The following is a 244-nucleotide window of genomic DNA, read 5'->3' as shown; positions in this document are numbered from 1 at the left end:
CTAGATTACGCGCATATATGTAAAGTACTAAATTGCCGGTACGATATAAGCGGCTCGGACTATGTTGATCACTCGATAAATAATTCGGATTAACAACAAAGCGTTCAGCGGTGAGCTCAGGACGATTCAACTCCCCCCGCGCCAACCCATCACCCCCGCCATACAATTCCCCAACCCCCCCTTGTGGGACCACCCTTCCCTTTGGGCCGTGTATTAATGCCTGATCTGTTGCAAGCTTTTGACC

At 50.0% G+C, this 244-nt stretch carries 1 pseudogene; it reads right to left on the bottom strand.

Annotated features, from left to right (window positions below):
- Nucleotides 1-244: pseudogene (locus tag CWC03_RS23040) on the bottom strand (AMP-binding protein); the annotation flags it as partial.

This window comes from Pseudoalteromonas sp. S2755 (assembly GCF_005886535.1).
GTDB lineage: Bacteria > Pseudomonadota > Gammaproteobacteria > Enterobacterales > Alteromonadaceae > Pseudoalteromonas.
The sequence above is the reverse complement of the archived record's forward strand: the minus strand, read 5'-3'. Positions and strand labels throughout refer to the sequence as shown.